19 protein-coding genes are annotated in these 22,597 nt (G+C 69.9%); 8 read left to right on the top strand and 11 right to left on the bottom strand.

The window, feature by feature from the left end; genetic code table 11:
- Nucleotides 1-36: 36 nt before the first annotated feature.
- Both AN215_RS27190 and AN215_RS27185 read left to right on the top strand, forming a co-directional pair.
- Nucleotides 37-321: an HPr family phosphocarrier protein gene (locus tag AN215_RS27190; RefSeq protein WP_070010564.1), complete on the top strand. Its 285-nt coding sequence runs from the start codon at nt 37-39 to the stop codon at nt 319-321.
- A gap of 136 nt (nt 322-457) precedes the next feature.
- Entirely contained in the window at nt 458-1,690 is a 1,233-nt protein-coding gene (locus AN215_RS27185) for an IS30 family transposase (protein WP_070008649.1), read from the top strand.
- 80 nt (nt 1,691-1,770) lie between these two features.
- Here AN215_RS27185 and AN215_RS27180 read toward each other — a convergent pair whose 3' ends face one another.
- The 3 genes from AN215_RS27180 to AN215_RS27170 all read right to left on the bottom strand — a co-directional run bounded on the left by AN215_RS27180 (nt 1,771) and on the right by AN215_RS27170 (nt 6,043).
- Entirely contained in the window at nt 1,771-2,619 is an 849-nt protein-coding gene (locus tag AN215_RS27180) for a M23 family metallopeptidase (RefSeq protein ID WP_070010565.1), read from the bottom strand.
- 614 nt (nt 2,620-3,233) lie between these two features.
- Entirely contained in the window at nt 3,234-4,604 is a 1,371-nt protein-coding gene (locus AN215_RS27175; RefSeq protein WP_070011287.1) for a M16 family metallopeptidase, read from the bottom strand.
- A 59-nt stretch (nt 4,605-4,663) separates the two neighbouring features.
- Nucleotides 4,664-6,043, bottom strand: a complete 1,380-nt coding sequence (locus AN215_RS27170) for a M16 family metallopeptidase (protein WP_079123447.1) — start codon at nt 6,041-6,043, stop codon at nt 4,664-4,666.
- A gap of 292 nt (nt 6,044-6,335) precedes the next feature.
- Here AN215_RS27170 and AN215_RS27165 point away from each other — a divergent pair, with 292 nt between their 5' ends.
- Nucleotides 6,336-8,780: a DNA gyrase/topoisomerase IV subunit A gene (locus AN215_RS27165; RefSeq protein ID WP_070010567.1), complete on the top strand. Its 2,445-nt coding sequence runs from the start codon at nt 6,336-6,338 to the stop codon at nt 8,778-8,780.
- 118 nt (nt 8,781-8,898) lie between these two features.
- Here the strand turns inward: AN215_RS27165 and AN215_RS27160 are convergent, their stop codons facing one another.
- The gene (locus tag AN215_RS27160) at nt 8,899-10,149 is read right to left on the bottom strand and encodes a CobW family GTP-binding protein (RefSeq protein ID WP_070010568.1); all 1,251 of its coding nucleotides are present in this window, start codon (nt 10,147-10,149) and stop codon (nt 8,899-8,901) included.
- A gap of 521 nt (nt 10,150-10,670) precedes the next feature.
- On the opposite strand from AN215_RS27160, the gene AN215_RS28975 reads away from it, so the two are divergent.
- Nucleotides 10,671-12,437, top strand: a complete 1,767-nt coding sequence (locus AN215_RS28975; protein ID WP_171904291.1) for an ATP-binding protein — start codon at nt 10,671-10,673, stop codon at nt 12,435-12,437.
- A 30-nt stretch (nt 12,438-12,467) separates the two neighbouring features.
- Here AN215_RS28975 and AN215_RS27150 read toward each other — a convergent pair whose 3' ends face one another.
- The 4 genes from AN215_RS27150 to AN215_RS27135 form a co-directional block, all read right to left on the bottom strand.
- Nucleotides 12,468-13,328, bottom strand: a complete 861-nt coding sequence (locus AN215_RS27150; RefSeq protein WP_070010569.1) for a glycoside hydrolase family 16 protein — start codon at nt 13,326-13,328, stop codon at nt 12,468-12,470.
- A gap of 319 nt (nt 13,329-13,647) precedes the next feature.
- The gene (locus AN215_RS27145; RefSeq protein WP_070010570.1) at nt 13,648-15,234 is read right to left on the bottom strand and encodes a solute symporter family protein; all 1,587 of its coding nucleotides are present in this window, start codon (nt 15,232-15,234) and stop codon (nt 13,648-13,650) included.
- Entirely contained in the window at nt 15,231-15,863 is a 633-nt protein-coding gene (locus AN215_RS28970; RefSeq protein ID WP_079123445.1) for a DUF485 domain-containing protein, read from the bottom strand. The genes AN215_RS27145 and AN215_RS28970 overlap by 4 nt, the downstream gene beginning before the upstream one ends.
- 146 nt (nt 15,864-16,009) lie before the next feature.
- Complete coding sequence (locus AN215_RS27135; protein ID WP_070010571.1) at nt 16,010-18,157, bottom strand: DNA gyrase/topoisomerase IV subunit B; 2,148 nt, start codon at nt 18,155-18,157, stop codon at nt 16,010-16,012.
- Between the two features lie 423 nt (nt 18,158-18,580).
- Here AN215_RS27135 and AN215_RS27130 point away from each other — a divergent pair, with 423 nt between their 5' ends.
- Complete coding sequence (locus AN215_RS27130; protein WP_055487912.1) at nt 18,581-18,808, top strand: DUF7455 domain-containing protein; 228 nt, start codon at nt 18,581-18,583, stop codon at nt 18,806-18,808.
- Between the two features lie 258 nt (nt 18,809-19,066).
- On the opposite strand, the gene AN215_RS27125 is transcribed toward AN215_RS27130, so the two are convergent.
- Complete coding sequence (locus tag AN215_RS27125) at nt 19,067-19,909, bottom strand: S1 family peptidase (RefSeq protein WP_079123444.1); 843 nt, start codon at nt 19,907-19,909, stop codon at nt 19,067-19,069.
- Nucleotides 19,910-20,306: 397 nt separating this feature from the next.
- On the opposite strand from AN215_RS27125, the gene AN215_RS27120 reads away from it, so the two are divergent.
- Nucleotides 20,307-20,558 (top strand): hypothetical protein, encoded by a 252-nt coding sequence (locus AN215_RS27120; protein ID WP_139140787.1) that lies wholly within the window; start codon nt 20,307-20,309, stop codon nt 20,556-20,558.
- 280 nt (nt 20,559-20,838) lie between these two features.
- Here AN215_RS27120 and AN215_RS27115 read toward each other — a convergent pair whose 3' ends face one another.
- A complete protein-coding gene (locus tag AN215_RS27115; protein ID WP_070010573.1) occupies nt 20,839-21,042 on the bottom strand; it encodes a hypothetical protein in 204 nt (67 codons plus the stop codon).
- Nucleotides 21,039-21,293 (bottom strand): hypothetical protein, encoded by a 255-nt coding sequence (locus tag AN215_RS27110; protein ID WP_070010574.1) that lies wholly within the window; start codon nt 21,291-21,293, stop codon nt 21,039-21,041. Before AN215_RS27110 ends, AN215_RS27115 begins: the two co-directional genes overlap by 4 nt.
- A gap of 114 nt (nt 21,294-21,407) precedes the next feature.
- On the opposite strand from AN215_RS27110, the gene AN215_RS27105 reads away from it, so the two are divergent.
- Together AN215_RS27105 and AN215_RS27100 are read left to right on the top strand one after the other, a co-directional pair.
- Nucleotides 21,408-22,232 (top strand): helix-turn-helix domain-containing protein, encoded by an 825-nt coding sequence (locus AN215_RS27105; protein WP_070011290.1) that lies wholly within the window; start codon nt 21,408-21,410, stop codon nt 22,230-22,232.
- Nucleotides 22,229-22,423, top strand: coding sequence for a DUF397 domain-containing protein (locus AN215_RS27100; protein ID WP_070010575.1), 195 nt, complete (start codon nt 22,229-22,231; stop codon nt 22,421-22,423). The genes AN215_RS27105 and AN215_RS27100 overlap by 4 nt, the downstream gene beginning before the upstream one ends.
- The last annotated feature ends 174 nt before the right edge of the window (nt 22,424-22,597 follow it).

Genomic DNA, 22,597 nt, shown 5'->3' with positions numbered 1-22,597 from the left:
CGGAGGGACGCAAGCACGATTCGAAGGGCAACAACCATGGTAGAGCGCCGCGTCACCGTCGGGTGGGCGGAGGGCTTGCACGCCCGTCCTGCCTCGATCTTCTGCCGCGCGGCGGCCGCGGCCGGTGTCCCCGTCACCGTCAGGAAGGGTGACGACGGCACTCCGGTCAATGCGGCGTCGATGCTCGGTGTCCTGGGCCTGGGCGCGGAGTCCGGTGAGGTGATCGTGCTGGCGTCCGACGCGGTGGACGCCGAGGGCGCTCTGGAGCGTCTGGCGACGCTGGTCTCCGAGGGCCTGGAGGAACTGCCCGAGACCGTCTGACGCCCTCTCTACGCGAATAGCGTCCGGTTTCGTACGGATCGGGCGCCCGGCCACACAGCCGGACAGCGACACGAAGCCCCCGGCCGCCCGACTTGAGTTCTAGTGGTCGTTGCAACACCCCAGTTCAAGGGGTGCGATGGACTTCGAGATCCGGGCGGACCGGCATCAGAAGGGGCGCCGTCTGACGCGTGAGCGGGCGGCATACTTCCGGCTCATGGAGCAGGGCTACAGCAGCAGAGAGGCCTGCCGGATCGTCGGCATCAACTTGCGGACCGGCAAGAGATGGCGCAACGGCTGGCATGCGCCGCCTACAGGGAAGCCGAAGCCTCCGATCCATGTCGAGGCTTCGGCTTCCGGCTCCTCGCGCTACCTCCAGGAGAAGGACCGCATCCACATAGCCGACCGGTTGAGGGAGAACGCCTCGATCCGGCAGATTGCCACCGAGCTGGACCGCAGCCCGTCCACGATCAGTCGAGAAGTACGCCGTAACGGCATGCCGTTACGCGGGGACGCGTCTTGCTGGGTCTACCGCCCGCATGCCGCCCATCGCCGAGCCGAACAGCGGCGCCCGCGTCCCAAGCCCGGCAAGATCGGGCAGAACTCGCAGCTGCGTGACTTCATCCAGGACCACCTCACGCTGCGATGGAGCCCGGAACAGATCTGCCACGCTCTGCGTGCACGCTTTCCCGACCGGCCGGAGATGCACGTGACGCACGAGACCATCTACCAGGCCCTCTACGTCCAGGGCCGCGGAGAACTCCGCCGCGAGCTGACCCGAGCCCTGCGAACCGGTCGCGCACGGCGCCGGCCCCACCGACAGTCCTACAAGCGCCAGCCCCGCAGCATCCCGAACATGGTGATGATCAGCGATCGTCCCGCTGAGGCCGCCGACCGGGCCGTTCCCGGCCACTGGGAGGGCGACCTCATCATCGGCAAGGATCACAAGTCCTCGATCGGCACCCTCGTGGAGCGAGCCACCCGCTACGTCCTGCTCGTCCACCTGCCGGCCGGTCACAGCGCGGGCAACACCCGAGACGCGCTGGCCGAGACCGTGAAGGACCTGCCGCCGCACCTGCGGAAGTCTCTGACCTGGGACCAGGGCTCGGAGATGGCCGCCCACCAGGCATTCACCATCGCCACCGACATCCCCGTCTACTTCTGTAACCCCGGCAGCCCCTGGCAGCGCGGCTCGAACGAGAACACCAACGGCCTGCTGCGACAGTACTTCCCGAAAGGAACAGACCTGTCCGTCCACACCCGAGACCACCTGGACGCCGTCGCAGCCGAACTCAACAGCCGCCCACGCAAAACGCTCGGCTGGGAAACCCCAGCCGAGCGCCTCGCTAAGCTCCTGGCAACAGCCAGTTGATCACTTGTGTTGCAACGACCCCTCGAATTCGCCCTGGCGGCCGGGGGCTTCGTCGTGCTCCGTGCGAAGGACGCCGCCCGTCAGAGGTCGACGCCGTGCTTGCGGAGGTAGGCGACCGGATCCATGTCCGAGCCGTAGTCGGCACCGGTGCGGGCCTCGAAGTGCAGGTGCGGGCCCGTGGTGTTCCCGGTGGAGCCGGACAGCGCGATCTGCTGGCCCGCCTTGACCGTCTGGCCGGCCGAGACGCTGAGCGACGACAGGTGTCCGTACTGCGTGTAGGTGCCGTCCCGGTGCTTGATGACGATGCTGTTGCCGAACGAGCCGTCGCTGCCTGCCTCGACGACCTCGCCGGACGCGACCGAACGCACCTCGGTGCCCTCGCCGGCCGAGAAGTCGACACCGGTGTGGCTGCCGGAGGACCACAGCCCGCCGGAGCTCTGGTACGGGGTGGACAGCGAGGCGTCCTCCAGCGGGGCGACGTATGCGTTGAGCTTCGCCCGTTCCTTTGCCCTTGCGGCCCGCTCGGCCTTCTCCTCGGCCTCGCGCTCGCGCTTCGCCTTGTCGGCGGCGGCCTTGCGCTTGGCCTCGTTCGCGGCCTTAGCCTGGGCGGCGGCCTCCTTCTGGAGCTGGGCCTGTTCGCTGACGGTCTCGGCGATCGAGTCGCCGAATCCGACGGCACGGCTGAGACCGGTGTCGTGGCCGGCTCCGGAGCCGGCCTTGCCGGCCTCGTGACCGGCCTCGTCCCGGGTCTCCTGGACGCTCTTCTCAGCGGCGCCGCTCGCTGTCTGCGTCTGGCCTGTCCCGGCCAGCGCGGGGGTCGCGAGGGTTCCGACGACGCCGACGGTCAGGCCGGCTATGCCTGCGGCCTTCGCACGCCGGCTCTTGGGGCGGGTACGGCGGTGCGTCCCGGTGGCACGGATGAACGCCATGGGGTGGCGTGACTCCTTTCCCTCCTTCTCGCCTACCGGGTCTGCCTCCTGCCTGCATGATTCCGCGCAGGGTCGCGCACGGGTCTCCGCGCATCGCTGCGGCGGAACACCCGGCGGTATCCAGCGGGGAATCCGGCGGGAGGGGCCCCCAGTCGGTTCGGAGCAGGAAGGTCTCCTACGGTCCGCAGCGCAGCGGACCGATTCACCCCACCCCCTCCCCCGCCGTACCGTTTCCGGTCCGGACTGGGAGGGGACCCTCTGCGCCTTGGCGGCGCCGCGAGGGAAGAGCCCCCGGCTCTCCCTGTGTACGTCGTCGTACGGGGAGACTCGGCGAAGCCGAACGTCGGCCGCGGTCGCGGTCACTTCTGACGAACAGCCGGATCGACGCTAAAGGGGACATCTGCCAACGGCCAAACCAAACCCTTGTTTTGTCGCGCAGCCCACACAACGGAACGGGGTACTACCGGCAATACGGACATTAGGACCGCCTCTCGGCGGCATTCAGCGGCATTTCGGCCGCGACGGCACAGCGCCCCGGTTCACGCTCTGTGTGAACCGGGGCGCGTGTGTCTTCGCGGCGCGTGTCCTGGTGGTGCGTCAGCCGTGCGGCATGCTCAGCCGCCGGTCACGACCTTGACCTCGCCGATCCCCAACTCCCGTACGGGACCGGCGATCTGGGAGGCGTCGCCGACGAGCACCGTCACGAGCCTGTCCGGCGGGAAGGCCGACACGACCGCGGCCGTGGCCTCGACCGTGCCCGTACGGGCCAGCTCCTCGTAGACGTTCGCCTGGTAGTCGTCGGGGAGTTGCTGCTCGACCTGCTCCGCGAGGGTGTCGGCGACGGCGGCAGCCGTCTCGTACTTCAGGGGTGCGACGCCCACCAGGTTCTGCACGGCGACGTCGCGCTCGTCGTCCGTGAGCCCCTCGGCGGCGAGCGTGCGCAGCACGTGCCACAGATCCGCGAGGGCCGGGCCGGTGACGTCCGTGGCGACCGATCCGGAGACCGCGAGCAGGGCCGCGCCCGTGCCGTCGGCGGTGGAGCGCAGGACCTGCCCGAAGGCGCGCACACCGTAGGTGTAGCCCTTCTCCTCGCGCAGCACACGGTCGAGCCGCGAGGTGAGGGTGCCGCCCAGGCAGTACGTGCCCAGGACCTGCGCCGGCCAGACGCGGTCGTGCCTGTCGGGCCCGATGCGGCCGATCAGCAGCTGGGTCTGCACCGCGCCCGGCCGGTCGACGATGATGACGCGCCCGGTGTCGTCGGCCGTGATGGGGGCCGCATGCCGCGGCTCGGCCGCTGACCCCGTCCAGTCTCCCAGGGTCTCGGCCAGTACGGCGTCCAGGTCGACGCCGTCGAGGTCGCCGACCACGACCGCGGTGGCCGTGGCGGGCCGTACGTGCGCGTCGTAGAAGGCGCGGACCGCTGCCGCGTCGATACGGGCGACCGTCTCCTCCGTGCCCTGCCGCGGACGGGACATCCGGGCGGAGGCCGGATACAGCTCCTTCGCGAGCTCCTTGGCGGCACGCCGCGTCGGGTTGGCCAGCTCGTGCGGGATCTCGTCCAGACGGTTGCCGACGAGACGTTCGACCTCGCTCTCCGGGAAGGCGGGGGCGCGCAGCGCGTCGGCGAACAGGCCGAGCGCCTTGCGCAGCCGGGAGGCGGGCACCTCCAGCGAGACGCGCACGGCCGCGTGGTCGGCGTATGCGTCGAGGGAGGCTCCGCAGCTCTCCAGCTCGTCGGCGAATGCCTCGGCGTCGAGCTTGTCCGTGCCCTCGGAGAAGGCGCGAGCCATGATCGTCGCCACCCCGTCGAGGCCGGCCGGCTCGGCGTCCAGCGGCGCCTGCAGCGTGACTTCGACGGCGACGACCTGCTGGCCCGGGCGGTGGCAGCGCAGCACCGTCAGCCCGTTTCCGAGCACGCCGCGGTCCGGTGCGGGGAATGCCCAGGGCTTGGGCCGGCCGCCACCGGGACGCGGATGGAACTCCATCTGCTTGCCCTGGGCCTGTGAGGTGCCGGCCGGGGCGGTCTGCTGGTTCGGGGCGTCGCTCACTGGCCGGGCTCCTCGGTCTCGTGGGTCTCGTCGTCGCCGGCGGCCTGCTCGGCGGCCTCGGCGGACTCCGCGGGCTCGGTGGGCTCGTACACGAGCACCGCGCGGTTGTCCGGACGGAGCCGGGCGGCGGCCACCTCGCGCACCTCCTCGGCGGTGATGTCCAGGACGCGCTGCACGGCGGTCAGCGCGAGCTGAGGATCGCCGAACAGCACCGCGTAGCGGCAGAGTTCGTCGGCGCGGCCGCCCACGGTGGCGAGCCTGTCGAGCCACTCGCGCTCCAACTGGGCCTGGGCGCGCTCCATCTCCTCCGGCGTCGGGCCTTCCTCCGCGAAGCGCCGCAGCTCGTCGTCGACGGCCGCCTCGATCTCGGTCACCTCGACGCCGCCGGACGCCTTGACGTCCAGCCAGCCGAGCGACGGCGCACCGGCGAGCCTCAGCAGCCCGAACCCGGCGCCGACCGCGAGCCTGTCCCGGCGGACCAGGCGCTTGTTGAGGCGCGAGGACTCGCCGCCGCCGAGCGCCGTCAGCGCCAGGTCCGCGGCGTCGCACTCGCGGGTGCCGTCGTGCGGCAGCCGGTACGCGGCCATCAACGCCCGCGAGGGCACCTCCTCTTCGAGGACCTCGCGCATCTGTTCGCCGATGACCTCCGGCAGAGTGCCGTCCCGCGGCGGCTTCTTGCCCTCGTGGCCCGGGACGGAGCCGAAGTACTTCTCGATCCAGCCGAGCGTCTGCTCCGTGTCGATGTCGCCGACGACGGTCAGCACGGCGTTGTTCGGCGCGTAGTACGTGCGGAAGAACTCCCGGGCGTCCTCCAGCGACGCCGCGTCCAGGTCGGCCATCGAGCCGATCGGGGTGTGGTGATACGGGTGGCCCTCCGGGTAGGCCATGGCCGTGAGCTTCTCGAACGCGGTGCCGTAGGGCACGTTGTCGTAGCGCTGGCGGCGCTCGTTCTTGACCACGTCGCGCTGGTTCTCCATGGACTCGTCGTCCAGGGCGGTCAGCAGGGAGCCCATGCGGTCCGCCTCCAGCCAGAGCGCGAGTTCCAACTCGTGGGCGGGCATGGTCTCGTAGTAGTTCGTACGCTCGAAGCTGGTAGAGCCGTTGAGCGAGCCGCCGGCGCCCTGCACCAGCTCGAAGTGCCCGTTGCCCTGCACCTGCGCGGAGCCCTGGAACATCAGGTGCTCGAAGAGGTGGGCGAGCCCGGTGCGGCCGGCGACCTCGTGCCGGGAGCCGACGTCGTACCAGAGACAGACCGCTGCGACCGGAGTGAGATGGTCCTCGGAGAGCACCACGCGCAGGCCGTTGGCCAGCCGGTGCTCCGTCGCTGTCAGCCCGCCGGTGGCCGGCGGGGGCGTGGCAGTGTGACCCATGGGCATGGAGTCCCTTCGATCGCGTCAGATGCGTGTACGTGCGCAAGCGGTCCTGTCACCCTATGCAACCGGGCCGAGCGCGTGCGAAGTTCCCGTACCGTACGCCCGTGTACCGGGCCCGGTCCCCGTCATTCTCCGTACGAACGGCGGGGAACGGCACGGACCGGCCCCCGACCGCCGGGTCGGGGAACCGGTTGTCAGCGCCGCGGTCCACAATGGTCCGCGTCAGAGCCGCCTCCGCACCGGACGGGTCCGCCCCCGTCGCCGTGCGGAATGCACAGAAGGAGCCGCAGCCGCGATGGCCCCCCGCAGTACGAAGACACAGCCGGACGATTTCGAGGAACGGATCCTCGACATCGACGTCGTCGACGAGATGCAGGGCTCCTTCCTGGAGTACGCCTACTCGGTCATCTACTCGCGGGCGCTCCCCGACGCCCGCGACGGGATGAAGCCCGTTCAGCGGCGCATCCTCTACCAGATGCACGAGATGGGCCTGCGCCCCGACCGCAGCTACGTCAAGTGCGCCCGCGTCGTCGGCGAGGTGATGGGCAAGCTCCACCCCCACGGCGACTCGGCGATCTACGACGCGCTGGTGCGCATGGCACAGCCGTTCTCCATGCGCCTGCCGCTGGTCGACGGCCACGGCAACTTCGGCTCGCTGGGCAACGACGACCCGCCCGCCGCGATGCGGTACACGGAGTGCCGGGCCGCGCCCGCCGCGGGCCTGATGGTCGAGTCGATCGACGAGGACACCGTCGACTTCGGCGCCAACTACGACGGCAGCGAGCAGGAGCCCGGCTCCCTGCCGGCCGCCTATCCCAACCTGCTCGTCAACGGCTCATCCGGCATCGCCGTCGGCATGGCGACGAACATGCCTCCGCACAACCTCGGCGAAGTCATCGCCGCAGCGCGGCACTTGATCAAGCATCCGGGCGCCGACCTCGAGACGCTGATGCGCCATGTGCCTGGCCCCGACCTGCCCACGGGCGGACGGATCGTCGGCATGGACGGCATCAAGGACGCTTACGCGGGCGGCCGCGGCAGCTTCAAGATGCGCGCCACCGTCGCCGTCGAACAGGTCACCCCGCGCCGCAAGGGCCTGGTCGTGACTGAGCTGCCCTTCACCGTCGGTCCCGAGAAGGTCATTTCCAAGATCAAGGACCTGGTCAACTCCAAGCGCCTGCAGGGCATCGCGGACGTGAAGGACCTCACCGACCGGACGTACGGGCTGCGTCTGGTCATCGAGGTGAAGAACGGGTTCAACCCGGAGGCCGTCCTTGAGCAGCTGTACAAGCTGACACCCATGGAGGAGTCCTTCGGCATCAACAACGTGGCGCTGGTGGACGGGCAGCCGCTCACGCTCGGCCTGAAGGAGCTGCTGGAGGTCTACGTCGACCACCGCTTCACGGTGGTCCGCAGGCGCAGCGAGTTCCGGCGCGGCAAGCGGCGCGACAGGCTGCACCTGGTCGAGGGTCTGCTGGTGGCGCTCGTCGACATCGACGAGGTCATCAGGATCATCCGGTCGAGTGAGAACGCGGCGCAGGCCAAGGAGTCGCTCATCGCCCGCTTCGGCCTCAGCGACGTGCAGACGCAGTACATCCTGGACACCCCGCTGCGCCGCCTGACCAAGTTCGACCGCATCGAGCTCGAGAGCGAACGGGACCGTCTGCGTGCGGAGATCGAGGAGCTGACGCGGATCCTGGAGTCCGACGCGGAGCTGCGCAAGCTCGTCTCCGGCGAACTCGCCCAGGTGGCGAAGAAGTACGCCACTCCGCGCCGCACGGAGCTTCTGGAATCCGCCGGCTCTCCCGTCACGTCCGTACCGCTGGAGGTCGCCGACGATCCGTGCCGGGTGCTGATGTCCTCGACGGGGCTCCTCGCCCGTACGGCCAACGGCGAACCCGCCTTCGACCAGGAGGCGAAGCGCGTCAAACACGACGTGATCGTCTCCGCCGTGCCCGCGACGACGCGCGGCGAGATCGGGGCCGTCACCTCGGCGGGCCGGCTGCTGCGGCTCACCGTCGTCGACCTGCCGCAGCTTCCGGAGTCCGCCTCCGCACCCCATCTCGCAGGGGGCGCACAGGTGTCGGAGTTCCTGTCCCTGGAGGACGACGAGGAACTGATCTGCCTGACAACCCTCGACGAGTCCTCCCCCGGCCTTGCGCTGGGCACCGAACAGGGCGTCGTCAAGCGGGTCGTGCCCGACTACCCGTCGCACAAGGAGGAGTTGGAGGTCATCTCGCTCCGCGAGGGCGACCGGGTCGTGGGCGGCGCCGAGCTTCGTACGGGCGAGGAGGACCTGGTCTTCATCACCGACGAGGCGCAGCTGCTGCGCTACGCGGCGAACCAGGTCAGGCCGCAGGGGCGCGCCGCGGGCGGCATGGCCGGCATCAAGCTGACGGGCGAGGCGAAGGTGATCTCCTTCACCGCCGTCGATCCGGCGGTGGACGCGGTGGTCTTCACGCTCTCCGGATCGCACGGCACGCTGGACGACTCGATCAGTACGGCAAAGCTCACGCCGTTCGACCAGTTCCCGAGGAAGGGGCGCGCGACGGGCGGTGTCCGCTGCCAGCGGTTCCTGAAGGGCGAGGATTCGCTGGCCATGGCGTGGGCGGGGCCGGTCCCGGCGAAGGCCGCGGCGCAGAACGGCACTCCGGCGGAGCTGCCCGAGCTGGATCCGCGCCGGGACGGTTCAGGGGTGCCGCTGAAGAAGCCGGTCGCGGTGGTGGCGGGGCCGGTGTAGCCGTGGTGGCGGGCCCGTGCGGGACCGCCGGGGTCGACGGGCGAGCCGTTTCGCTCACGGCGCCGGGTGCGGCCGGGCGCGGGGGCGAACGGCCAGTCAGCCGGGCGTCGCGGATGGGTCAGTGCTGCGCACCGGGTCCATGGGCGGTGCTGATGCCGTCATCGTCCAAGTCGCCGTCCACGTCCCCGTCCAAGTCGTCCTCCCAGCCGCCGCCGAGGTGCTCGTCGATGTCGGTGCCGAACTCGGCGTCGGCGGAGGGCACTTCTGCCCCGACGCCGTCCGGTCCGTCGTCGGCGGCCTCCACGTACCGCAGCACTCCCCACATCGCGTGCGGGTCCCGCGGGGCGGAGTCGTCGGCGACGACGCACGCCGCGAGTTCCTTGCGCAGCGCCTCGCCGTCGGTCCCGGCGCCGATCAGCACGAGCTGCGTCAGGCCTTCCTCGCCCGTCCGCCGCCGCGAGGGCGCGAAGCGGAGGAACGCGCCCACGGCGTGCACCGTATAGCTGTTCACGGGGTCGGCCGAGCCGAAGTCGACGAACCCCTTGATCCGGTAGAGACCCGGCGGGCGGCTGTCCAGGAAGCCCAGGAAACGCCTGGGGTCCAGCGGCTTCGCCGACGTGAACTCGACGCTCTCGTACGCCGCGTGCAGATGACCGGAGTGGTCCGCGCCCGGGCCCTCTTCCGTACTCGCGTCCGCACAGGCGTCCCCGTCCTCCGCCTCCCGCCACAGGACGTCGAAGGAGAGCTGCTCGACCTGCGGGCGCGGCCGCTGCACGGGGTCGAAGAGCAGCGCGGGATCGATCCGCCCGTGTGCGGCGGGCACGACGGGTCTCCCTGGGGCGATCGCCTCCAGCATCTCCTTCAGCCGCCGCAGCTCCGGCTCCCGCACCCGGTCGGCCTTGCCCAGCACGACGAGGTCGGCGGCCCGCACATGCCGTTCCAGCTCGGGATGGCGCCTGCGGACGTCCTCGAACCCGGCACCGTCGACGACCTCGACGAGTCCGCCGTAGACGATGTGTTCGCTTCCGGAGGCGAGGATCATGCGGATGACGGTCTCGGGCTCCGCCAGGCCGCTGGCTTCCACGACGATCACGTCCATGCCTGCCGACGGCTGCGCGAGCCGGTCCAGAACCACGTCCATGTCGCTCGTGTCCACCGCACAGCAAAGGCATCCGTCGCCGAGCGGGACCATCGAGTCGGCCTGACCGGCCACCGTCATGGCGTCGATCTCGATGCTGCCGAAGTCGTTGACGACCGCGCCGACGCGGGTGCCGCCGCTGTGCCGCAGCAGGTAGTTGAGCAGGGTGGTCTTGCCCGAGCCGAGGAAGCCCGCCAGGACGATGACCGGTACGCGGCGTGGTCGGGCCACGAGTGATCCTCCGGGATGTGCGAGGTGCGGGGCGGATGCCGATCGTACGCGGCGATGCCGCACGTCACAGCGCCCAGCTCCGCCGACCCGTTACGGTCCTCGGAGGAGCCCGAGCCGGACCGGCCTGTCCTGGCCTGGGTCCTGTCCGGTCCTGCCTCGCGGCCGTCCGGCCGTCCTTGCCTCCGGGCGTCCGTGCGGGCTTCGGGGGCGGGCCTCCCCCGCCCCTCCCCGCCCGTGCGTCCCCACCCCGTCTCTCCGTCCCGCAGAGCACCGAGGTCTCCGTGACCGCTCCATTCGAAGCTTCCACCCCTGAGCCCCGCGCCGGAGCCGGGGCGCCTTCGGGTGCCGCCCCCGGTGGCGGAGCAGCCGCCTCACGGGAGTCGGCTGCCCAGGCGCCTGCCGGGACGCCGGGCCGGCCGCCGCAGGGGGCATCGGCGGCGGCCCCGTCCGGACGGGGCCGCCTGTCCGCGTCCCTCGGCCGTGTCCGCTGGCCGCAGCGGGTCTTCGCCCAGGTGCTGCTGATGCAGCTGGCGCTCGCCACCGGCGTCACCGCCCTGGTCACGGGCTTCTTCCTGGCTCCGCTCAGCGACGAACTGGACGAACGGGCGATGGACCGTGCCCTGGCCATCGCGCAGACGACCGCCGCCAGGCCCGAATTCGCCCACCGCCTCGCAACCGGACCCGGCCCTTCCGCAGAGGGCCCGGTCCAGCGGCGGGCCGAGCAGATACGCAAGGCCACCGGCGCCGGTTACGTCGTGGTCCTGGACACCCGCGGCATCCGCTGGTCGCACCCCGAGCCGCGCCGCGTCGGGCGGCACGTCTCCACCGACCCGGGCGCCGCGCTCGCCGGACACGAGGTGCGGCACATCGACGAGGGCACGCTGGGCCGCTCCGCCCGCGGCAAGGTGCCGCTGCGCGACGAGCACGGCGAGGTGGTCGGGGCCGTCTCCGTCGGCATCGCGTACGAGGGTGTGCGTGAGCGGCTCCTCGAAGCGGTGCCGGAGCTGCTCGCGTACGCGGGCGGGGCACTCGCCGTCGGCGTACTCGCCTCGCTGCTCGTCTCCCGCCGGCTGCAGCGGCAGACCCATGACCTCGCCTTCTCCGACATCTCCTCCCTCCTGGACGAGCGGGAGGCGATGCTCCACGGCATCCGCGAAGGTGTCGTCGCCCTCGACGCGGACGGCAGGATCAGGCTCGTCAACGACGAGGCACAGCGGCTGCTGGAGCTGAGCCCCGAGGACACCGGCCGTCCGCTGGCTGAGGTGCTCGGGCCGGGACGCACCGCAGACGTGCTGTGCGGGAGCGTCACCGGCGCGGATCTGCTCACCGTCAGCGGCGGCAGGGTGCTCGTCGCCAACCGCATGCCCACGGGCGACGGGGGCGCGGTGGCCACCTTCCGGGACCGTACGGAGCTGGAACTGCTCGGCCGCGAGCTCGACGGGTCCCGCGGCCTGATAGACGCCCTGCGCGCACAGGATCACGAGCACGCCAACCGGATGCACCTGCTGCTGGGGCTGCTTCAGCTGGAGCAGTACGAGGAGGCGGCCGCGTATCTCAGCGAGGCCGTCGGTGTGCAGCGGGCCACGGCGGAGCAGATCGCAGAGCGCGTGGAGGACCCGCTGCTGGCGGCACTGCTGGTGGGGAAGGCGACGGTGGCCGCCGAGCGCGGGGTCGCTCTGCGCCTCACTGCCGACACGCGTCTGCCCGACCGGCTGGTCGACCCCCGAGAACTGGCCACAGTGCTGGGGAACCTCGTCGACAACGCGCTGGACGCGGCGGCTGGTTCGGCGGACGCCCTGGTCGAGGTGGAGCTCCGCACGGATCCCGTCGCGGACCAATACGACGCGTCCCTCGCGGACTTCGACGTCAGGGACGCAGAGGCCACGGGCACAGACGTCCCGGACGCCGGCGCCTCGGAGGGTGAGGGCCGGAACGGGGGCCGGAACGAGGACCTGGACGAATCCGCAGCGGCAACCTCCTTCCAAGCCGAAACCGAAGCCGGAGACGGAGACGGCGCGGGAGACGGAAGCGGCGGCACCGGCATCGTCCTCAGGGTGACCGACAGCGGTCCGGGAATCCCGTCCGATCGGCGTGAACTGGTCTTCGCCGAAGGCTGGTCCACCAAGGAGCCGCCCCCGCACCGGCAGCGGGGGCTCGGCCTGGCACTTGTGCGCCGGCTCGCGGAGCGCCACGGCGGCTCGGCACGGGCCGGCGAAGCGGCCTGCGGAGGCGCGGAGTTCACCGTGGTGCTGCCGGAGGCGCTGCATCCGGCAGGCTCATCCGGGTGAGCCCGCCGGATTCCGGTGTTGTCCGGGCCGTCAGTTGCCGCCGGTCACGCGTACGTAGTCGACGACCAGCTGCTGCGGGAAGGTGGTGCTGCCGTCGGGGTCGCCCGGCCAGTAGCCGCCGACCGCGAGGTTGAGGATCATGAAGAAGGGGTGGTCGAAGACCCATCGGTCGCCACCCAGGTCGGCTGGCGTGCGGGTCTGGTATGTGTTGCCGTCGACCGACCAAGTGATCTTCTCCGGTGACCAGTCGACTGCGAAGGTGTGGAAGTCGTCGGAGAACTTCTGTCCGTTCGGCAGTGAGTAGCCGGCGCCGATGCCCTCTCCTCCGGAGTATCCGGGGCCGTGGATCGTGCCGTGTACCGTGCTCGGTTCGGAGCCGATGTTCTCCATGATGTCGATCTCGCCGCAGCCGGGCCAGCCCGTGCTGCCGATGTCCTCACCCAGCATCCAGAACGCGGGCCACATGCCCTGCCCCTGAGGGACCTTCATACGGGCTTCCGCGTGCCCGTATGTCGTGGTGAATTTGCTCGCGGTGTTGAGTCGCGCCGAGGTGTACTCACAGGGCCCGTACCAGCAGCTGTAGTTGCCCGGGTTCTCCTTCTTGGCGGTGATGACGAGGTTCCCGTTGCCGTCCAGCGCCGCATTGTCCGTCCCGGACGTGTAGTACTGGCGCTCGTGGTTGTTGACGTTGTCGCCGGTCTCGAGCGTCCACTTCGATCCGTCGACGGCGCTCCCGGCCGGCCCGTCGAAGTTATCGCTGAACTCCGCCACCTTGGCCGGCTGCCCGCCGGCGGGAGGTGCGGCGGCGTTCGCGGAGGTCGTGAGCAGCGGGGTCGTGGCCAGTACCAGCGCGGCGAACAGCCCGGCCGTCAGGGATGTCTTGGGTCTCATCGAGCGGTGCCTTCCTGTGGGGAGGGACCGCTCACGGCGGCCCAGAAGGTCCCGGTCGCGGGGGCGGCCGGGTCGCGCTCCGGCAGTCCGAGGGACGAGCCGCACTCCGGTGAACTACCCAGGCGGCGAACGGCTGTTCGCTTGGCAGCAGGAGGAAGCGGACCGCATCGATGGGCATGCCGTCATCTCTTGAAGACAATCTCCGGCGCCACGACAGCGATGTCAATAGGTCCGGACCTATCTGCGTGCCTGTCTTCACAACTTGTCTGCAGGCCCCGGCACACGTGCCCGCATGAAGTCGGCCCCTGGCCGCGTCATGTCACACGGCTCCCGCTCCCGTCAGCGACCGCACCTCGGTCTCGGCATGCCTGGCGTCGTCCGCCACCTCCCGCGACGTGACGGTGCCGAGCCACCCGAAGAAGAAGCCGAGCGGAATCGCGACCACGCCGGGGTTCTCCAACGGGAAGACGGCGAAGTCCAGTCGGGGGAAGAGGGCGTCCGGCCCGCCCGAGACGACCGGCGAGAGCAGCACGAGCACGATGGCCGGGAGCAGCCCGCCGTACACCGACCAGACCGCTCCCTTGGTGGTGAACCGGCGCCAGAACAAGGCATAGAGCAGCACCGGCAGATTCGCGGCCGCTGCGACGGCGAAGGCCAGGCCTACCAGGAACGCGACGTTGAGATGCTGCGCGAGGAGTCCGAGCCCGATCGCCGCGACGCCGACCCCGACGGCGGCGACCCGGGCGACGCCCACCTCCCCGCGCGCACCGCGCTTGCTCATCGAGGCGTAGAGATCGTGGGCGACCGACGCGGAGGACGCGAGCGTGATCCCCGCGACGACGGCGAGGATCGTGGCGAACGCGACCGCTGCGACGACCGCGAACAGCACAGCGCCCCCCGTCGACCCGGCTCCCCCGCCCAGCTCCAGCGACAGCAGCGGCACCGCCGTGTTCCCCGCCGCATCGGAACCACGCAGGGCGCCGCTGCCCAGCAGCGCCGCGGCCCCGAATCCGAGCACGATCGTCATCAGATAGAAGGCGCCGATCAGCCCGATCGACCAGACGACGGAGCGGCGCGCGGCCCGCGCCGTGGGCACGGTGTAGAAGCGGGACAGGATGTGCGGCAGCCCCGCGGTCCCCAGTACGAGCGCGAGACCGAGGCTGATGAAGTCCAGCCGGTGCGTCCACTCGCCTCCGTAGCGCAGCCCGGGCGCGAGGAAGTCCCGGCCGTGGCCGCTCCGTTCGGCGGCGCTGCTCAGCAGCGCACCCAGGTCGCCGCCGAAACGCATCAGCACCAGCACCGTCAGCGTGACGGCCCCGCCCAGCAGCAGCACCGCCTTCACGATCTGAATCCACGTGGTCGCACGCATACCGCCGCACGAGACGTAGACGACCATGAGCGCGCCCACCCCCACCACCGTCCAGGAACGCGCAGCACCGCTCGCACCTCCCAGCAGCAGCGCCACGAGACTGCCCGCACCGACCATCTGCGCGACGAGGTAGAGCACGGAGACGGTCACGCACGAGATGCCCGAGGCGATACGGACCGGACGTTCGCGCAGCCTTGCCGTGACGACGTCCGCCAGCGTGAACCGGCCGCAGTTCCGCACGAGTTCGGCGACGAGAAGCAGCACCACCAGCCACGCGACCAGGAAGCCGACCGCATAGAGCATGCCGTCGTATCCGTAGAGAGCGATGAGACCGGAGATTCCGAGGAAGGAAGCGGCCGACATGTAGTCACCGGCGATGGCGAGGCCGTTCTCCATCGGGCTGAACAGACGCCCGCCCGCGTAGAACTCCTCCGGCGAGCCCTGCCGCCTGCGGCTCGCCCAGGTGGTGATGGCCAGGGTGACGGCGATGACGGCGCTGAAGAGCACCAGGGTCATTGTTTGATGGGTGCCGGTCAACGCACGTTCTCCCTGGCGGTACGTGGGGCGGGGGCACCGGCGTACGCACGGGCCATGTCCTGTGTCTCCCAGCGGAGTTCGAGCGCGAGCGCGTCCCTCCGCAGCCGCGCGTGACGCACGTACGCCCACGTCAGCAGGAAGGTGCTGGCGAACTGCGCGAGGCCGGCGGCCATGGCCACGTTGAACACCCCGGCCACGGGGCGGGCCATCAGCTCCGGCGCGGCGGTCGCGGTGACGACGTAGGCGAGATACCAGATCAGGAACAGCGCGCTGACGGGCAGCACGAAGCGCCGGTAGCGCCGCCGCACCTGCTGGAAGGCGTCGCTGCGCTGCACCGCGAGATAGACGGCGGCGTGCGCGTCACGCGCCCGCCCGCCACGAGGCCGCGCGTCGCGGCCCGGCAACCCAGCGGACCCCCGTGATGTCCCGGATCGGGCGGACCCGTCGGCCTCGACGGACCCGGCAGCCTCGACGGAGCCAGCGGCTCCGGTGACGCCCCCGGCAGCGGCACCCGTGCACTGCTCACGGCCACGTCGGGCCGCGGCCGTGGCTGCCTCCGCGAGCGGTGCGTCGTCGTGGTCGCCCGAGCCGGAGGCCACGGTGTCGTACCAGGGATCATCGGTGCGCATGGCCCAAGGATGGGCACGCACAGAAGATCACGGATGGGGCATCCCGGACTGTTCACCCCTTCAGGTGACTTACCGGGTAACCAGTCATGATCACGGCACGACGCACGCTCCGGCGCCGTGTCCCCGTCCGGCGCCGGAGCCGCGTATCAGACGTCGATGCGTGCGCGGTCCAGCGTCGCCGCGGAGGAGCTGATGAACTCCCTGCGGGGAGCCACCTCGCTCCCCATCAGCAGGTCGAAGGCCGTCTCCGCCGCCTCCAGGTCGCTGATGTTGATCCGGCGAAGCGTGCGGTGACGTGGATCCATGGTGGTCTCCGCGAGCTGGCCGGCGTCCATCTCACCGAGGCCCTTGTACCGCTGGATCGAGTCCTTGTACCGCACCTTGGTGCGCTCCAGTTCGAGCAGCGTCTGCCGCAGCTCGTTGTCGGAGTAGGTGTAGATGTACTTCTCCTGCCCCTTCTTGGGGCTGACCAGCTCGATCCGGTGCAGCGGAGGCACCGCGGAGAAGACACGGCCCTCCTCGATCATCGGCCGCATGTAGCGCTGGAAGAGCGTGAGCAGCAGGATGCGGATGTGCGCGCCGTCCACGTCCGCGTCGGCGAGGAAGATGACCTTCCCGTACCGCGCCTGGTCGATGTCGAAGGTCCGCCCGGACCCTGCTCCTATCACCTGGATGATCGAGCCGCACTCCGCGTTCTTGAGCATGTCCGAAACAGAGGACTTCTGGACGTTGAGGATCTTGCCGCGGATCGGCAGCAGCGCCTGGAACTCGGAATTCCGGGCCAGTTTCGCGGTGCCCAGCGCCGAGTCGCCCTCGACGATGAACAATTCGCTGCGGTCGACGTCGTCACTGCGGCAATCGGCCAGCTTGGCGGGCAGCGAGGACGATTCCAGTGCAGTCTTCCGCCGCTGCGCCTCCTTGTGCTGACGGGCGGCGATGCGTGTACGGGCCGCCGCTGCGATCTTCTCCAGCACGGCACGCGCCTGCTGCTTGGCGTCCCGCTTGGTGGAGGTCAGGAAGTTCTTGAGCTCCTTGCTCACGACCTGCGCGACGATGCGGGAGGCCGCCGAGGTGCCCAGCACCTCCTTCGTCTGTCCCTCGAACTGGGGCTCGGCCAGCCGCACGGTCACCACCGCCGTGAGGCCCTCCATCGCGTCGTCCTTGGCGACGTCGTCCTCGGCGACCCGCAGGATCTTCGTGGAGCGCAGCGCCTCGTTGACGGTCTTGGCCACGGACCGCTCGAATCCGGAGACGTGAGTGCCGCCCTTGGGGGTGGCGATGATGTTGACGAACGACTTCAGCAGGCTGTCGTAGCCCGTGCCCCAGCGGAGCGCGATGTCGACGTCCAGCTCGCGCTGCACCTCCGTGGGGATCATGTGGCCGCGGTCGTCGAGGACGGGCACCGTCTCCTTGAACTGGCCCTTCCCCTGCAGTCGCAGCACGTCGCTGACGGGCTTGTCCTGCGCGAGGTACTCGCAGAACTCGCTGATGCCGCCGTCGTAGCGGAAGACCTCCTCCGAGACGTCCTTCCCGTCGAGTCTCCGCTCGTCCCGCACGACCAGCGTGAGTCCCGGCACGAGGAACGCGGTCTGCCGGGCGCGCCCGTGCAGCGTCTCCAGGGAGAGCCGCGCGTCCTTGAGGAAGATCTGCCGGTCCGCCCAGTAGCGCACGCGCGTACCGGTGCGGCTCTTCGGCAGCTTCTTGCCCTTGCGCAGCCCGCTCGCGGGGTCGAACGGGGCGTCCGGACCGGACTCGGTGAAGATGCCGGGAACGCCGCGGCGGAAGCTGATGGAGTGCGTACGGCTGCCGCGGTCGACCTCGATGTCCAGGCGGGAGGAGAGCGCGTTGACGACGGAGGCGCCCACGCCGTGCAGGCCACCCGAGGCCGCATAGGAGCCGCCGCCGAACTTGCCTCCCGCGTGCAGCTTCGTCATCACGACCTCGACGCCGGACAGCCCGGTCTTGGGCTCGACGTCGACGGGGATGCCGCGGCCGTTGTCGCGGATCTCCACCGAGCCGTCCTCGTACAGGACGACCTCGATCCGGTCGCAGTGCCCGCCCAGGGCCTCGTCGACGGAATTGTCGATGATCTCCCACAGACAGTGCATGAGGCCGCGGCTGTCGGTGGAGCCGATGTACATGCCGGGGCGCTTGCGCACCGCTTCGAGCCCCTCCAGGACGAGCAGGTGCCGCGCGGTGTAATTCGTGCCGCCGTCCCTGTCTGCCCCGGCGAGCAGCGCGGTGGACGGCTTGGTGTTCCCCCTGCCGGAGGCCAGGGAAGAGTCGGCGGTCACGCGGTTCGCTCCTCGCTGAATTCTGCTTGTGGTGGCTGGTTGCCGCGTCAGAGGGTACCGAGACTGCAGGACAGGGCGTGCCGCGCCACCCATGAAGGCATACATGGTAGCCCAAGCTCGTTCGTACGTTCGATAACTCGATGGGGTGACGCACACATCACGTTCCCTTTGGCGCATGAACCATTTAGGCTCCGGGCACGTCCCCTTCAACACGGGAACACTGCAGAGACAAACAACTGGACAACAGCAACCAAGACCCTGACCACGAAGCAATCCACGCAATACGGCTCATTCGCCGCCACCCGGCAACATGCAGCCGCCCCGGGGAGAAATCTTCGAGGATCGGTCGAGAGCGGGAACGTTTTCGACCTGGTTGGATGTTGACCCTGGTACGACAGCTCGTCGAGCTAGAGAAGAGGCGACGTGACTACTGTTCTGACCCCCGCGACTCCGTTGACGGCCGCCGACCGCTGCGACCGCTGCAACGCTCAGGCATACCTGCGCGTCGTACTGCTCAGCGGCGGAGAGCTGCTGTTCTGCGCACACCACGGGCGTAAGTTCGAGCCGGAGCTCAAGAAGATCGCCGCGGAGATACAGGACGAGACGGAGAAGCTCACCGCTCCTGCCGGCACGGAGGCCGGCGAGGGCTGAGTGTCCTGACCTGACAAGACGTCCCGAACCGACGAGCTCGGACCGGCTGAAGGCCGGAATCGGAGGGCGGTCATCCGGTGACACCGGGTGGCCGCCCTTCCATGTCCAGGGCCCGGACCGCCCGGCCCCTGGACCGGGCTCCTGTCCGGGTCGACTCCGGGTCGACGCGACGGCCGGGGCGAGCGGGCTCGGACTCCGCCGTGGGCTGTGGGCTCCCCCATGCTTCCGCTCTCAGCGAACAGACCGCGATGGATCTGCTCATCCGCTGTGCTCTCGGACGAGGCTGGCCACGGCCGAGACACGGGTATAGACGCCGGGCCGGCCCTCCTCGCCGCACCCGGCCCCCCACGACACGAGCCCCACGACCTTTCCGTGCGCCACCAGGGGCCCGCCGCTGTCGCCCTGGCAGGCGTCCCGGCCGCCCTCCGCGACCCCCGCACACACCATGGAGTCCTTGTCGAAGGCCCCTTCGGAGCGGTTCGGGTAGGCGCGGGCACAGGCCGAGTCCTCCAGCATGTCCACCTCGGCCGCACGCAGCTGCGGCGCGTAGTCGCCGTTCCCGCTGATGTCGCCCCAGCCGTAGACCTCGGCTGCCGAGCCCGGGGTGTAGCCGCGGTCGCCGCTGCCGGCCATCGTGATCGTGGAACCCCCGGGCATGGCCTCGTCGAGGGTCAGTACGGCGATGTCGCCCGCGTTCGTCCCGGTGTCGTAGCCGGGATTGATCCACTTCTTGCCCACCTTCACCTCGCGCCCGGTGTCCTCACCGAGGTCGTTCCGCCCGGATATGACATGCAGGTCGTCGACCTCCGCGTGTGCGACGCCCAGCACTTCCTGGCTCAGGCAGTGCGCGGCCGTGATCACCGTACGGACGCCCACGAGCGCCCCTCCGCAGAACTGGCCGGAGCGGGTGTCCCCGAAGCGGTCCCGGCTGGCGAGCGCCACCACCCACGGGTGCTCGGCGGCGTCCACGGGGCGGCCGCCCACCACGGCCCGGTCCCGGGCCTGGGCCTGAGGCGCCGGCAGAAACGCGAGCAGGACGCCGAGCAGCGCGGGTATCACGGGTATCAGCGCGGGCAGCGGGAGAGCGCGCAGCGGACGCATAGAGCCTCCTGGCGGTGAGGGCCCCGGGGAAGGCCTTCCGGACCATCAAGAGTGATCCGGATGGAGCAGCTCCGCATCCTGAGGGGACGGTGCCTACGCACGGCAGGGGCCGGTGACCCTTGGTAAGGTCACCGGCCCCTGTCTCAGCCGTTGTCTCAGCCGTCTGGCGCGAGCGGCGCGCTGCCGCTGCTCTCCTCAGTCCAGGTAGTCGCGCAATATGAACGGCTCAGCGGTACGCATCCCCACCTGCATCGCAGGTCAGTTGGGAGCGCTAGGCGCGAAATATCCTGGGTCGACTCTGGCCTCGTGTTCCCTCTGTCAGAACGGCCCGGTACCCGAGTGGCGGGCGCAGATCGGGAGCGATACTGGAAAGAGAGGCACGCGCGAGGTGATCGCCATGGAGAACAAGGAAGACTGGAAGAAGCGTCTGGAAGGGCCCGTAGACAGGCTCGCGGCCGAGCAGAACATCAGCAAGACGACGGCCACCGCCCTCGTCAACATGAAGTGGCTGATCGACAATCGTCCGGATTTCCAGCTTGATCTGGACAGGGGAGAGGTCCACCTCAACGGTGGCGACGCCATCGGCCTTGACCTCCTCACCAGTACGGAATTCCAGTACCAGGCCGAAGCCCTCCGACGACGCTCCTGACGGCATCGAAAGCGGTCACTCCGAGCTGCCAGCAACGGCGAGGGCGACCACGAGAACCATGCCGGTCACGATCAGCAAGATCAGCAGTGGTCCGGCGAATCGCCCCACGACGCGCACGGCCGTCTTCATCGGTGGGTGCTCGCGAGGTGCCGGGCGAGGAGTACACGGGCGTCCGTCTCCGCGCTCCGGTCTCCTCGGTCATGAGCTTTCTGGCGCTGGTCCCGCAGCCGGTCGCAGGTAGGGCACATAGGCACGGGCACTGGCTCCGTTAGAGAGAGGTTCACCGCAGCCCTCCCGTGCTCCTAGCATTGGCCGCCGCCACCCCTGCGTGCATCTTCTCGGCCGCCGTGGGCTCCCGTGTGGAGCCTGGGGGGCACGTCCACTCACGCCCACCCCGTACGGGCCGCAGGAGGAGCTGGGTGCCGTCGCGGCCCACCAGCTCGCCGATCTTGGACGTGCGGGTGTCGACCAGCAGGTACCTCATGCCCTCGTCCCCTTCGCGATGACTTCGGCCAGAGCGACCGCCACATCCGGGCGCACGGAGCCGAGTTCGATCAGCGGGCCGGTGCTGATGTGTCCGCAGAGACAGTCGTCGGCCCGGAGGTCGGGCAGCATGATGTCCGCCGAGCGCAGGGCGAGACCCAGGGCTTGGACGGCCGAGTCCGGGTCGACCTCCTCACCTTCGGTTCGTAGGGCCGCTGCCTGTTCGGCAAGGGTCGGGCTCTGGTCGGTCATGGGTCTGCCTTCCGGGACAATCGCTGTAACTGCACGTCACAGACTGACTGCATGTGGGTAGTCTCAACAGGAGGCAGCCCTTTAACTTCTGAGTCTTAAAGAGCGGTGATCCCCGTGCCTGGCAAGGAACTTGACCACTCCGCCTCACCGGCAGCGTTCTTCGGGGCAGAGGTGCGGGTGCGGCGCGAAGAGCGTGGGTGGTCGCAGCGGGACCTCGGGGCGAAGACCAACATCAGCCCCTCTCGGATCGCCCAGATCGAACTGGCCTCCATCCCGGCAACTCGTCACAACGCCACTGCACTTGACGTCGCGTTGGAGACCGGCGGCCTGTTCGCCAGGCTCATCGACCTGATGGACAGCACTCCCGCCTTCCCGGACTGGGTGCAGCGGTACATGCGTCTGGAGATACTGGCCACCGCCATCAACGGCTACGCGCCCATGGTTGTGCCAGGGCTGCTCCAGAGCGAGGGATACGCACGGGCCGTGCTCAGGGCCGGACGACCACGCGACCGGGTCGAGGAGGTCGAGAACCGTGTCCAGGCGCGGTTGCGGCGTCAGGAACTCCTGGCCCGGGACAATCCGCCGGCCCTGTGGTTCGTCCTGGAAGAGGAGTTGCTTCGGCGCCCAGTCGGAGGCCGGGAAACGATGGCCGAACAGCTCGCCCACCTCGCAGCGTTGACCGAGGATCCCGCCCTGGTCATCCAGGTGTTGCCAACATCTGTGGGCGCCCACGCGGCACTCGGCGGGACACTGACCATGCTCACCCTGCCGGACGCACCGGGGGTCGCCTACGTCGAAGGGCCCTTCACGGGGCAGCTCTTCGAGGAGCCAGAGCAGGTCACAGATTGCGGGGTGGCCTACTCTCTCTTGCAGGCAACGGCCCTCAACCGTGAGGATTCAGCCGCCCTCATCCGTAAGGCACAAGAGGAGATGTCATGAGTACGGACCGCCTGGACCTGGGCGCCGCAGCCTGGCGCCGGTCCAGCTACAGCAACGGCCAGGGGGGCGAGTGCGTCGAGGTCGCTGATGGCTACCCCGGCGTGGTCCCCGTACGGGACTCCAAGGCACCGGAGGGACCAGCCCTGGTCGTCGCTGCCGGTGCCTGGCAGGCGTTCATCGACTCCCTGTGACTCGACCAGCCTTCGCCCCTGCCCTGTTCGTGGCGGGGGCGTTGTGCGTTCCGGACTGGTCGACCTGTCGAAAGATCGTTTCTGGGGATTGCCTCCCCACCGGCGATCTTGTGGACGATGGTTACCGCACGACCAGGACAACGACCAGCGTTGCAATCGACCCCAACGCCGCAC

The sequence above is a fragment of the Streptomyces abyssalis genome (genome assembly GCF_001751365.1).
GTDB classification, from domain to species: domain Bacteria; phylum Actinomycetota; class Actinomycetes; order Streptomycetales; family Streptomycetaceae; genus Streptomyces; species Streptomyces abyssalis.
The sequence above is the reverse complement of the archived record's forward strand: the minus strand, read 5'-3'. Positions and strand labels throughout refer to the sequence as shown.